Consider the following 13,172-nt stretch of genomic DNA (forward strand, 5'->3'; position numbering starts at 1 on the left):
GAGGAGTTATGAAAAGTACGATAGAACATCCAAAAGTATTTATTTCTTATGCATGGGGAACTGAAGACTATAGATTGAAAGTTCGTTCTTTTGCAACAGACTTAATAGAAAATGGTATTGATGTTTTGTTAGATCAATGGTCTTTGAAAGAAGGAAATGATACATATGCATTTATGGAGCAGAGTGTGACAGATCCAACAATAACAAATGTATTAATACTACTGGATCCGATATATGAGAAAAAAGCAAATGAAAGACATGGTGGGGTAGGAACAGAAACACAGATTATTTCACCGGAAATTTACAACAAAGTTAAACAGGAGAAATTTTTACCTGTAATTTTTGAACGGAGAGAAAACGGAGAAATTCCAAAACCTCAGTATTTAAAAACGATGTTACATTTTGATTTATCTCAGGAAGAAAAGTATGATTTAGAATATCAGAGATTAGTGAAACGCTTATACGGAATAGAAATAATAGAAAAACCAGAATTAGGTAAAAAACCATCATGGCTGGAAGAAAGCTCTATTATTTCAACAAAAACGCGTACAGGATATGAATGTTTAAAACAACAGAAATCAGATAATGTTAAGAAAGACGAATATAGAAATTTTTTATTTGCTGTAAAAGAGAAAATGGTAAATTTTAGTAAGGATGAACTGGAAAATGGCGTATCAGCAGATGAGTATATAGAATTATATTCTAATACAAAATTGTATCGGGATGATTTTTTGCATTTATTAAAATATTCACTTTATGTTCCAGAGGCATATAAAATTATAGCATCGCTTATGGAAGAAATATGTGTGGAAATAAAGGAAAAAGGTGGATGTGAAGGCGAAGTCGTAAAAACCTTGCTGCACGAGATATTCATTTATGTAGTGGCATTTTATTTGAAAAATAAAAATTCTGATGCTGTATCGTATATTTTGTCAAAGACATATTTTGTAGGTAGATATGGATATAATGAAGCTCAGAGTTTTGATGCCTTTTATTATAATAATGAGAATTTAGACAGAGCTGTCTCACAAAAAGATGGTAAAAATTATTATTCTGGGACAGCTAGTTATTGGATTAATAATATCAATGTAGAAGTATGTAACAAGAATGAATTTGTTTTTGCTGATATCTTTTGTCATAATGCATCTATGTTTATTGAAAATTACACTAGAAAGTGGTTTTGGTTTCCAATAACATATATATATGATAAAGCGGAATATGGAAGTAGTCTTTTCAGGCAATTTGCAATGCGTTTGAAATCAAAGGAGCATTTACAAGAAGCTGTTAAAATAATGGGATTTTCAGATACAGATGCATTTAAAAAGAAATATATTGAAATCGAAAGCAAAATTAAAGAAGGAAAGATTGGAGAATATCGATATAACAGTGCGTTTGAATCAGCACCAGTTATATGTCAATATGTTAAATCGGAAGAATTAGGGATCAGAAATTAATAGAAAAGTTTGGTAAAGGAAAATTAGTAGAAAATAAATGGATAAGAATGCGATTAAAAAATTTGCTGTCTGGGCAAGAACAGAGCTAATTGCCCGTGTTTCCCTGAAAGGTGTGGAATACGGTATCACAGAGGACAACATTGAGGATGCCAATGCGGACAGCGTTGGCGGCAAAGTCCTCACTGCCGATGAAAAGAAACAGCGTCAGGCTCTCATTGCCGAGATTAACGATAAAGGCTATAAGCAGGTCATGGAGGAGGTTGCCTACACTTGGTTTAACCGCTTCTCTGCTCTGCGATTTATGGAAGTCAACGGTTATCTTCCTTCCCATGTGCGAGTATTCACGGACGAGGAAAACAACTTTAAGCCGCAGATTATAACCGAAGCTATTCATCTGGATTTGGATGGACTCAATATGGAAAAGGTCTATGAGCTAAAAGATGCTGAAAAGACTGAAGAACTGTATAAATATTTGCTGATCGTGCAGTGCAACGCTCTGAATAAGATTCTGCCGGGAATGTTCCAGAAGATTGCGGATTACACCGAGCTTCTTCTGCCGGATAATCTGCTCCGTGAAGGTAGTGTGATTCAGCAGATGATCGAGCTGATACCAGAGGAGGACTGGAAGGATGCTGTCCAGATCATCGGCTGGCTGTATGAAGCATATAACATCGAAAAGAATGAATTGGTTTACAATGGCAATATGTCAAAATCAAGAATCTCCAAGGATCTATTGCCAGCAGCAACAACGATTTTTACACCAGATTGGTCTGTTCGTTATATGGTAGAGAACAGCCTTGGTCGTTTATGGCTGGAGGGACACCCGGATGTGAAAGAGCAGCTTCTGCCGACAGAGGAAGAACAGTCTGCTTATGCTGCCGGAAATCGTGACCTGGAAGATGCCAAATGGCACTACTATCTGGAAGAAGCTGAGCAGGAACCGGAAGTGCAGACACAGCTTGCCGAGATTCGTAAGGAATACGCCGCACTGACACCGGATCAGCTGAAAGTCATTGACCCTTGCTCTGGCTCTGGTCATATTCTTGCATATATGTTTGATGTGCTGATAAAGATTTATGAATCCTATGGCTATACCACCCGTGAAGCAGTGGCAAGCATTGTGGAAAATAATCTTTATGGTCTGGATATAGATGACCGTGCGGCACAGCTGGCTTACTTTGCGGTAATGATGAAAGCCCGTCAGTATGATCGTCGTTTTTTCAGCCGCGGCATTCAGCCCCATGTATATGCTATTGTGGAGAGTAATCATGTAGATAAATTCGCTATGTACTATTTCTGCAATGGTGATATGAAGCTCACAGCTACTATGGATACCATCATCAAAGAGCTGCATGATGCAAAGGAATATGGTTCTATTTTGAACATAACACCGCAGGATTGGTCTGCATTGTATGATCGTTTTACTGAGATTACGGAAGATATCAATATGTCCCGTGAGACGGCACTCAGAGAATTACTGCCGTTGGTGCAGGTGGCGGAAGCATTGGCACAGAAGTATGATGTGGTTGTGACGAATCCGCCGTATTTAGGTAGTTCGAGATTTAGTCCTAAATTAGATTCATTTGTAAAAGAGCATTATCCAGATGTAAAAACAGATCTTTCAATGGTAATGTTTAAACATTCTTTGAGAGATTTATGCAAAGATAAAGGATATGTTTCCTTTATTACAACAACTTCATGGATGTTTTTATCGAGTTTTGAAAAATTACGAGAGTATGTGATTGATGGGTATACTTTTGGTTCGTTGGTTGATTTTGGAACAGAATTATTTGAAGGTAAGGTAGGGCATAATCCGATCGTGGCATGGGTGAATTGCAAGTCAAACATTAAAGCAAATATGACAGCAATACGATTAGTGGACTATTGTTATTCAAAGCGTGATGAAAAAGAAGCAGAGTTCTTTAATTCTCAAAATCTCTATGTTTCAAATCAGAATAAATTTAAAATGATACCAGGAAGTCCTATTGCATATTGGTGGGAGAATTTCAAAATTTTTTCATTGCCGCAAGTTCAAGATTTCTATGAATCCGCAGGGAGAAATAAAACACATAACAATGAATTATATACAAGAAATTGGTGGGAAATATGTGATATGGACAGATGGCAGCCGTATGCAAATGGAGGTCCTTTCAGAAGATGGGAAGGAAATTCGCTTGATGTTGTTGATTGGTCTATTGCCGCTAAAGAGTTTTATGCAAGTCATGGAGGTTTATATAATCAGAAGTATTGTGGAAAGAGAGGTATTTGTTGGAATTTAATTACATCTTACAAAAATGGCTTTAGAATAAAATATAAGAATTATCATTATAGCTCTGCCGCACCCACTATTATTGCAAAAAAAGAAAATTTTGATTTTTGGATGCTTGCATTTTTGAATGGGATTGTAGCTTCTACAATTTTAAACATGTATAATCCTACACTTAATACAACTGTTGGAGATATTCTTAGTTTACCAGTCCAGTTCAAGAAAAGAGAACAAATTGAACCTATTGCAGAGAAAAACGTAGAACTTTCACAAACTGACTGGGATTCTTTTGAAACCTCATGGGACTTTCAGCACCATCCACTGCTTCGTAAAGTTTCTACCATTGCGGAAGCCTTTGAACAATGGAAAACGGAATGTGATGACCGTTTTAATCAGCTGAAAACTAATGAGGAAGAACTGAACCGTATTTTCATTGACATTTATGGCTTGCAGGACGAGCTGACACCGGAAGTTGAGGATAAGGATGTCACTGTCCGCAAGGCTGACCTTGGCAGAGATATTCGTTCTTTCATTTCCTATGCGGTTGGCTGTATGTTTGGTCGCTACTCTCTGGATGTGGACGGTCTTGCCTATGCAGGTGGCGAATGGGATGCCAGCAAGTATGCTTCTTTTGCTGCGGATAAGGATAACATTATCCCGATTTGCGACGATGAATACTTCGAGGATGATATGGTTGGTCTGTTTGTAGAGTTCGTGAAAACCGTTTACGGTGCAGATACTCTGGATGAAAACCTGAAGTTTATTGCCGACGCTCTGGGTGGCAAAGGTCAGCCGAAGGATGTGATTCGGAATTACTTCCTGAGCGACTTCTACTCCGACCACTGCAAGATTTATCAAAAACGCCCGATTTACTGGCTGTTTGACAGTGGTAAAAAGAATGGCTTTAAGGCTCTGATTTATATGCACCGCTATCAGCCGGACACCATTGCCCGTATCCGTACCGACTATGTGCATGAACAGCAGGCTCGTTATCGCACCGCCATTGCCGATTTGGAACAGCGTATTGCCAATGCTTCCACTGGCGAGCGTGTGAAGCTGAATAAAAAGCTGACCACCTTACAGGCACAGGATACCGAAATCAGAACCTACGAGGAAAAGATTCATCACCTTGCCGACCAGATGATTTCCATTGACTTGGACGATGGCGTGAAGAAGAATTATGCAATTTTCCAGGATGTTTTGGCTAAAATAAAGTAAGGAGGGATAGTTATCGAACCGAAACAAAAGAAATCTGTTCTCTTGGGGAATGGAGTAAACATACAGTTTGGTGGAAAAGCCTATTCAAATAGATTCATTTTGTCAAGAATTATCTTTAACGCACAGTGCGATAAGTATGATAGTCTTTTTGAAGGTACGCTGTCGGGAAGTGAAATTGAACAGATATTTCGAGGACTTCTTCCTACTGTAAATGCTGTGCTTGATGGAAAATATGATAAAGTCAATGCTGACGATGTAGTGAAAAGAGCTGTAATGGAGTTCAAGGCACAAAACGCAGAACGCAGCAAATTTGAGCATTATTATGAAATTCCATTAGAAGATTGGTTTTTGTTACTTCGATTATTCTTCATGGATAATCCAGATTTGAGTGATATGTGGAAAGCATCAAAACAAGGATTTGAATGGATGATTCTGGATGCTATCTATAATGCTGGTAAAATTCAAGAAATTTATCAAAAAATGAAAAAGCCTGTCAAACATTTTTTTAAATCGTTTGATTCGATATTTACATTGAATTATGATAATAATATTGAAAAGTTGACTAATAAAACAATTTACCATTTGCATGGGGATTATTCTGTCCTTGCAGATTCTGAAAATCCTGAAACAGTTCAGGGATTTTTGAACAAGCAAAACGGAAAAATCGTTATGAATCCAGATTATCTGCAATGTTATTGTAATGCGTTACTTAATTTTAGTGGACAGAATAAATATAAAGAAGCTCAGGATAAAGTGAAAGGAATTGAGGCACTTCAAAGACTAAAGCAATTACATGATTCGGATGTAGAGAAATTTGAGATAATGAGAGCAGGTGTAGAATCAGAAAAAGCTCAAATTATAGATACTTATATCAAACATCCAGAACTGAAAATTGCTACGGATTATCATTTTGGGGAACTTGAAAAACTTTCAGGTGAATTGCATATTATAGGGCTTTCACCACAGAATGACAGTCATATATTTGCTTGTATAGAAAAAAGCTCATTAGATAAGGTGGTTTTCTATTCGTATGGTGAGCCGCCAAAGAAATTGCCATTGACTAAACCATATGAATTTGCAGATATTAAGCAGTTATGGAAGTCATTGGATGCGAATCAGCCACAATATAATTGTGGTAGAAAATATCCGGATTCTGATGAAGCTAAAAAGTTTTTTGAACTTTTTAATGCATTATCCCTTGATCCGATCACAAAAGAAGAAATTGAGAAAGAAGCAAATTCAATTCCTGAATATATGGCGTTGCCATTATGCAAAGAAGCTATGAATTTGATTAAGGTTCAGACAACACCAAAAAGTGAAGAAGAACTTATGAAACAGTTTAGAATGGTTAGTAGAATAGCTTTAAGAGAGGGAATTTATCCGTCTGCTTTTTATTTGATTTTAATAGACAATTTTTCAAAATTATCGTAAAAGGAGGGCTTGCATATGATAACGGATGAAAGAATCAAAAATTCCAGTGAGCTGGAGTTTGCTGTATTTTGTATTGAAAATGTAGCAGCAAAGCTGGGTGTGGATGCAGAGCGTGTCTATCAGGCATTTACTGAACAGAGTGATATTTTGCACGGTTACATCGTGCCGGAATATGAAGTGCTGCATACCCAGAGTCGGGAATATATCGTTGATGACCTCCTTGATGTGATGAAAGAAAGGGGTGTGGAAGTATGATTCTCTATCATGGTTCTTTCTTAGAGATTGCAAAGCCGGATTTGGTTCATTCCCGTCCCAATGTAGATTTCGGGCGTGGCTTCTATGTCACGCCGCTGTATGAACAGGCGGCGAAGTGGTGCGGCAAGTTCAAACGCCGTGGGAAAGATGGCATTATCTCTCGGTATGAATACGATGAAAGCCGGGAATCTGAACTGAAAACGCTGAAATTTGATTCTTATTCCGAAGAATGGCTGGATTTCATTCTGAACTGCCGCAGCGGAAAAGATTCGACAGATTACGACCTTGTTGTGGGCGGTGTTGCCAATGATAAGGTGTTCAATACCGTGGAGCTGTTTTTTGACGGACTGATTGATAAAACGGAAGCTATCAACCGCCTGCGTTATGAAAAGCCGAACCTGCAAATATGTTTCCGCACAGAGAAAGCACTATCTCTGTTGCATTTTGAAGGGAGTGAAGCACTATGACAGCGAACCCGATTTTGCTTCAGAAAAAATATAGCCGTGTTATTGAATGCTTTGCTAAACAGCAGGGACTTTCGCTGGATGCGGCATTGGATTTCTTTTATCATTCCCAGGTTTATCAGCTGATCCGTGATGGTGTTTCTGATATGCACTGCATGAGCGATGCGTATCTGGCAGAGGAACTGGAACAGGAATATGCCGAGAAAATCGCCGGATAAGTGCCGTTAAACTGCCGGATACTACAAAAAGTGCCGGGAAAGTGCCGACAAAATGCCGGATACCAAGGAAGGAAAGAAAGTGACTTATGGATACAGACAAAGTAATACAAGACTTAAACCGCAGGTTTGCTGCACTTCTGCCGGAGTTTTATCAGCGTCGTATCATCTTCTGGTACGATGAAGATAAGGAATTTGAGGATAAACTGGACGAAGTGGTTCTGGAAAATGCAAAGGTAATTGCTCTGACCGGAAACAATGCCTTTTCTATGAAGAAACTGCTTTCGGTGGACGATCTGACCACAAACTATCTGGTTTACAGTCCATTAGCATATAACCGCCCAGATGATAACTGGCTTCTGGATGTGGAGCTTTACAGTGAGGAGTTCCGGGCAGACCTGATTTCCATTTGGATGGATGAGATGGGGCTTGCATCGAATCCGGCCATGCGGAAGCAGGTCAAGAATTACCGTGCTTATTTCAATGCGAAAGACCGTCGATTGAAAGTCAGCACACAGAATAAAGTTCCGGCAACTCCGGCACAGTTGCACATGGCTGTCATGGCGGCGATTTGCGGATTGAAAGACGCACAGCCGAATATGATTCTACGCAGCGTGTTCCGGGCAGGGCTGGATTTGAAGAACAATACTATTTATCAGGATTTTGTAAAATATCATGCTGATGGTGCATTTTGGGCGATGGTTCGCCAGGGCTGCGGATTTGTAGAGGAAGAACCAGACCTTGGACGACTGGCAATTCATTTGCTGTTGACCGCCGCTACCCGTACCATGCGGCAGGAGTATCTTGCCGGACTGGATAGTTTTATCTCCATGCCACACCAGGCATATTGCTATGATTTCATTTCTGAATGGCTTCACAGCGAGGACATTCAGCAGCTATATGATGTGGCACGGTATGTTGAGGATGAAGCACGTCTGCATCAGCGTTTTGAAAAGCTGACAGTGGATGATCTGGCAGGAACCGAGTGCTTCCCATGTATCAACGAAGTGATTTTAACAAAGCTGATGATAGAGATCAGCGACCATATCATTGATGTGGATACGATCACATCTACCGTTGAAAAGCGGAGAACCTGCGCGTGGTATGAGCCGTTTGAGAATTTCTATGATGGTATCTTGCAAGTGGCAAATATGCAGAGCTTCTTCAAGGAACACTCTGCCGGATTCCATACCGCAGAAGCAAAAGGCATCTGGAAAGAATACACGGAAAGCTACTATCAGATGGATACCTATTACCGTTTGTTCCATCTGAGCTTCCAAAAGAGCCTGGGAATTTCCAATATCTTGCTTGACGATTTGTTCAAGCACGTTGTCGATAAAGTGGAAGGACTCTATACGCATTGGTTCTTAGGCGAGCTGGGTAACAACTGGTCGGATGTGTGTGTGGATGAACTGGAAAACTACGGTAAGGTTTTGGAAGTGCCACAGCAGGAAGAATTTTACCGTTCTCGCATTAAGACTTCGGATACTAAGGTATTCGTGATTATTTCAGATGCTATGCGGTATGAAGTGGCGGCTGCGATGGCAGATCAGCTTCAGAGAGAAACCCAGAGTAAGGTTTCCATCAGCAGTATGCAGAGTATCTTCCCGTCTATCACAAAGTTTGGTATGGCAGCGTTATTGCCACATAAAGAACTGACAGTAGAAGTTCGGAACGATATTTTGACGGTTCTGGCAGATGGTCAGTCTACGGCAAGCACTTACCGGGATGAAGTTCTGAAATCAGAAGATCCGGCGAGTGTAGCTTTGAAATACAATGACATCATTGCCATGAAACGAGCAGAACGAAGTGCGCTGGTAAAGGGCATGGATGTGGTTTACATTTATCACGATACTATTGATGAGGCCAGCCATACTTCTGACACCGCTGTTTTTTCTGCCTGTGATAAGGCAATTTCAGAGTTAAAAAACCTTGTGCGTATTATTGTGAATGAATTTGGCGGTACGAATATTCTGATTACGGCTGACCACGGATTCCTTTATACATACAGTCCGCTGACTGAGGATGACAAGGTAGATAAGACCAGCTTTAACGGCATGGATGTGGAATATGGCAGACGCTATGCAATCATGCAAAAAGGCGCACAACCGAACTATCTGTTGCATGTGAAGTTCCTGGGCGGCAAAACGGAATTTGATGGATTTGCACCGAGGGAAAGTATCCGTATCAAGATGAATGGCGGCGGCATGAACTTTGTCCATGGCGGTATCAGCTTACAGGAAATGGTTGTTCCGGTGATCGAGTACCATTATCTCCGCAATGATTCTATGGAATACAAGCGTAATAAACAGAAATATGATACCAAGCCGGTAACAGTCAATTTGCTGTCTGCAAACCGTAAAATTAGCAATATGATTTTCTCATTGAACTTTTATCAGAAGGATTCAGTCAGTGCAAACCGTGAAGCGGCTACCTATCAGGTTTACTTTACGGACGAAAATGGCAAGCAGATCAGTGATGTTCAGAAGATTATTGCAGATAAAGCCAGCGACAACGGTGCAGAGAGAACTTTCCGTTGCCAGTTTAATCTGAAGTCTCTGAAATACAGCAATACTGCTACTTACTATCTGGTAATTGCAGATGAACAGAGCTTGCAGATGCCGCAGCGTGAGCCGTTCCAGATTGACATCGCCTTTGCGGTGGATGAGTTCGATTTCTTTAGTTAATACTGCAGGAGGATAGAAAGATGGGGCAATTTACAGAGGGTGAAAGCACCCGTGAAGAAATAAAGAATAAGCTCCGTCAGAACTTTGACGGTAAGATTGTTCGGAAAGACCTGACAAAGAAAATCAAGGAAGGGGCAAATGTCCCGGTGTATGTCCTTGAGTTCCTGCTGGGTCAGTATTGCAGCTCAGATGATGAAACGGTCATTGAAAAAGGCGTACAGAACGTGAAGCGTATTCTTGCTGATAATTTTGTACGCCCGGATGAATCGCAGAAGATTCTGTCTCAGCTGCGAAAGAAAGGCAGTCACACTATCATTGATATGGTGACTGTCCGACTGGATATGAAAAAGGACTGCTTTTTTGCGGAGTTTTCCAATTTGGGCGTTGGCAATGTACCGATTGCCGACGAATACCCGGAGAAATTTGACCGCCTGCTCTGCGGAGGTATCTGGTGTATCGTTCAGCTGGATTACGAGGTTGAGGGCGACAATAACTTTGGCATTGAGGATATTGACGGAAATCCGCTTCGTTCCAAACAGAAAAAACAAAAAGATATTTCTCCGATCAGTATCCGTAAGCTGACACCGATCCAGATGCCGCACATTGATATTGATGAACTGAAGCAGGGACGAAAGGCTTTTACGAAAGATGAATGGCTGGATATTCTTCTTCGTTCTATCGGCATGGAGCCAGATGAATTTACATATCGTGAGAAATGGCTGCTCCTGACCCGTATGATTCCATTAGTTGAAAACAACTTTAATCTTTGTGAGCTGGGACCGAGAAGTACCGGTAAATCTCATCTTTACAAAGAAATTTCACCGAACAGTATTTTGATTTCCGGTGGGCAGACGACGGTTGCAAACCTGTTTTACAATATGGGACGCAAAACGGTCGGACTGGTCGGCTTATGGGACTGTGTAGCTTTTGATGAAGTGGCAGGTATCAAGTTTAAAGATAAAGATGGCATTCAGATTATGAAGGATTACATGGCATCCGGCTCTTTTGCCCGTGGCAAAGAAGAAAAGTCTGCTATTGCGTCGATGGTATTTGTGGGAAATATCAATCAGAGTGTGGATGTGCTGTTGAAAACGTCCAGCCTGTTTGCACCTTTCCCGCAGGAAATGGGAACAGATACAGCATTTCTTGATCGTATGCACTGCTATCTTCCAGGATGGGAGATACCGAAGTTCAGACCGGAACATTTTACCGATGATTACGGTTTTATCAGTGATTATCTGGCTGAATTTATCCGGGAACTTCGCAAAGAACAGTATGGTGATGCACTTGACCACTACTTCCGCCTGGGAAGAAATCTGAATCAGCGTGATACGATTGCAGTCCGCCGTATGGTAGACGGTTATCTGAAGCTGATGTACCCGAATGGTGAGTTTACCAAAGAGGAACTGGAAGAAGTCATTCAGATTGCATTGGAAATGCGCCGCCGTGTAAAAGAACAGCTGAAAAAGCTGGGCGGCATGGAGTTTTACGATGTGAACTTCTCCTATATTGACCTAGAGGATATGTCAGAACATTATGTTTCCGTACCGGAACAGGGTGGCGGTAAACTGATACCGGATGGAATGTGCAATCCGGGACAGGTTTATACCGTATCCAGAGGAAAAAGCGGCATGATTGGCGTGTTCCGTCTGGAAAGTCAGATGCTTCCGGGCAATGGCAAGATTGAACGGACAGGCTTAGGCAGTGATTCCAAGTGCAAGGAAGCTGTGAACACGGCGTTCAATTATCTGAAAGCCAACGGCAACCGGATCAGCGGTTCTATCAGCACTTCGACCAAGGATTACATCATCAATTATCAGGATTTGCAGGGTATCGGTATGACAGACAAATTGGCACTTCCAACATTGATTGCACTTTGTTCGATTGCCCTTGGAAAGCCTGTTGTCAGCAACTTGGCAGTGTTGGGAGATATAACAATTAGTGGCACAATGATAAAGGTGGATGAACTTGCCAATACGCTTCAAGTGTGCCTGGACAGTGGTGCAAAGAAGGTACTGATTCCGAGTACCTCATTTGTTGATTTCGCAAGTGTTCCGGCTGATCTGATGAGTGCATTTCAGCTGATTCCGTATCAGAGTGCGGAGGATGCGGTGTTTAAGGCGTTGGGGGTAGAATGATTGAAGAAAGACGTAATTGTGCTTATAGATTCACGAAAAGAAATAGAAAAGATGTTCCATCCGTTTGATGGAGGTATGGGAACATCTTTTGAACGGATCGGTGATGTGCCTAAATTTCAGAATTGGCTATGAAAAGTTAAAGTTATAACTTATAAAACCTCTTCGCAAACTCCAAAAACACCCCGCCTTCCTCCGCCATATACTTAACCGGTGAATACACCAGATAGAGTTTCCGGAGAAAGGCAGCTTCCCCAAGCGGAAAGAGAAGCAGTTTCCCCTGCCGTGCATCTGCCTGTATAGTTGCTTTTGAGAGAATGGAGATGCCCATTCCCAGCATGATACACTGCTTGAGGGCGGCGGCATCGTCCATCACGGCAATAACATTTAAATCATCGAGTGAAAGCCCTTTATTTTTCAGGAAATAAAGGGTTTCCTGTTTTGTGCCGGAATTATCTTCCCGGAGCAGAAACGGTTCTTTTAAAAGGGCATCCAGCGGTGATGGAATAGACTGGTAAGCCTGATAATGCGGTGTGGCGGGGGCAGCGATCACAAGCTCATCGGAGGCAAATGGGAGAAATTCGCAGGAGGTGTCCGAGGTAGTAGTTCCGACCAGACCGATGTCGCAGATGCCGTCATCCACCTTATGTACAACGTCCAGGCTGTCTGAGCAGGAGGCATAGACACGGATATCAGGATGAACTGCGTGATAAGCGCTTAAAAGTTCCGGCAGAAAATAAAGGGACGGAACGGAGGATGCGCCGATCCGAAGCTGCGGTTTCGTCTCGTTGGCGAGTTCCACGATTGCTTTCTGCTGCAGGGTCAGAATCTCCGTGGCATAGGAATATAATTTTGTCCCGGCAGGAGTCAGGGAGAGCGATTTGGTGGTGCGCTTTAAAAGCTGGGTGTGAAATTCCTCCTCCAGACTGCGGATGTGGGCGCTGACAGTCGGCTGTGAGATGTACAGCTTCTGGGCGGCAAGCGAAAAACTCTGATATTTGACGGTGTACACGAAAGCTTCTAATTGGCGGATGTCCATATATTTAA

General features: G+C 41.5%; 9 protein-coding genes. 8 read left to right on the forward strand and 1 reads right to left on the reverse strand.

Features of this window, described 5'->3' with window-relative positions; genetic code table 11:
- The first annotated feature begins 8 nt into the window (after window positions 1–8).
- From DW931_RS00995 to brxL, 8 genes are all read left to right on the forward strand, one after another.
- Entirely contained in the window at window positions 9–1,454 is a 1,446-nt protein-coding gene (locus DW931_RS00995; RefSeq protein ID WP_118467572.1) for an SEFIR domain-containing protein, read from the forward strand.
- A gap of 37 nt (window positions 1,455–1,491) precedes the next feature.
- Window positions 1,492–4,938 carry a BREX-1 system adenine-specific DNA-methyltransferase PglX gene (gene pglX, locus DW931_RS01000; RefSeq protein ID WP_118467574.1) on the forward strand — a complete coding sequence of 1,149 codons (3,447 nt, stop codon included), beginning with the start codon at window positions 1,492–1,494 and terminating at the stop codon, window positions 4,936–4,938.
- A 42-nt stretch (window positions 4,939–4,980) separates the two neighbouring features.
- On the forward strand, window positions 4,981–6,369 hold the full coding sequence (locus tag DW931_RS01005; RefSeq protein ID WP_227589541.1) for a hypothetical protein: 1,389 nt from the start codon (window positions 4,981–4,983) through the stop codon (window positions 6,367–6,369).
- 15 nt (window positions 6,370–6,384) lie between these two features.
- A complete protein-coding gene (locus DW931_RS01010) occupies window positions 6,385–6,624 on the forward strand; it encodes a DUF3791 domain-containing protein (protein WP_106999754.1) in 240 nt (79 codons plus the stop codon).
- Entirely contained in the window at window positions 6,621–7,091 is a 471-nt protein-coding gene (locus DW931_RS01015) for a DUF3990 domain-containing protein (protein WP_118467576.1), read from the forward strand. The genes DW931_RS01010 and DW931_RS01015 overlap by 4 nt, the downstream gene beginning before the upstream one ends.
- Window positions 7,088–7,306, forward strand: coding sequence for a DUF3791 domain-containing protein (locus DW931_RS01020; protein WP_118467578.1), 219 nt, complete (start codon window positions 7,088–7,090; stop codon window positions 7,304–7,306). The genes DW931_RS01015 and DW931_RS01020 overlap by 4 nt, the downstream gene beginning before the upstream one ends.
- Window positions 7,307–7,392: 86 nt before the next feature.
- Window positions 7,393–9,990, forward strand: a complete 2,598-nt coding sequence (pglZ, locus tag DW931_RS01025; protein ID WP_118467580.1) for a BREX-1 system phosphatase PglZ type A — start codon at window positions 7,393–7,395, stop codon at window positions 9,988–9,990.
- Window positions 9,991–10,010: 20 nt separating this feature from the next.
- A complete protein-coding gene (gene brxL, locus DW931_RS01030) occupies window positions 10,011–12,128 on the forward strand; it encodes a protease Lon-related BREX system protein BrxL (protein ID WP_118467582.1) in 2,118 nt (705 codons plus the stop codon).
- Between the two features lie 142 nt (window positions 12,129–12,270).
- On the opposite strand, the gene DW931_RS01035 is transcribed toward brxL, so the two are convergent.
- The gene (locus tag DW931_RS01035) at window positions 12,271–13,164 is read right to left on the reverse strand and encodes a selenium metabolism-associated LysR family transcriptional regulator (RefSeq protein WP_147353606.1); all 894 of its coding nucleotides are present in this window, start codon (window positions 13,162–13,164) and stop codon (window positions 12,271–12,273) included.
- Window positions 13,165–13,172: the final 8 nt, after the last annotated feature.

The organism is Clostridium sp. AM43-3BH (genome assembly GCF_003479985.1).
In the GTDB taxonomy this organism is placed as follows: Bacteria; Bacillota; Clostridia; order Lachnospirales; family Lachnospiraceae; genus Otoolea; species Otoolea fessa.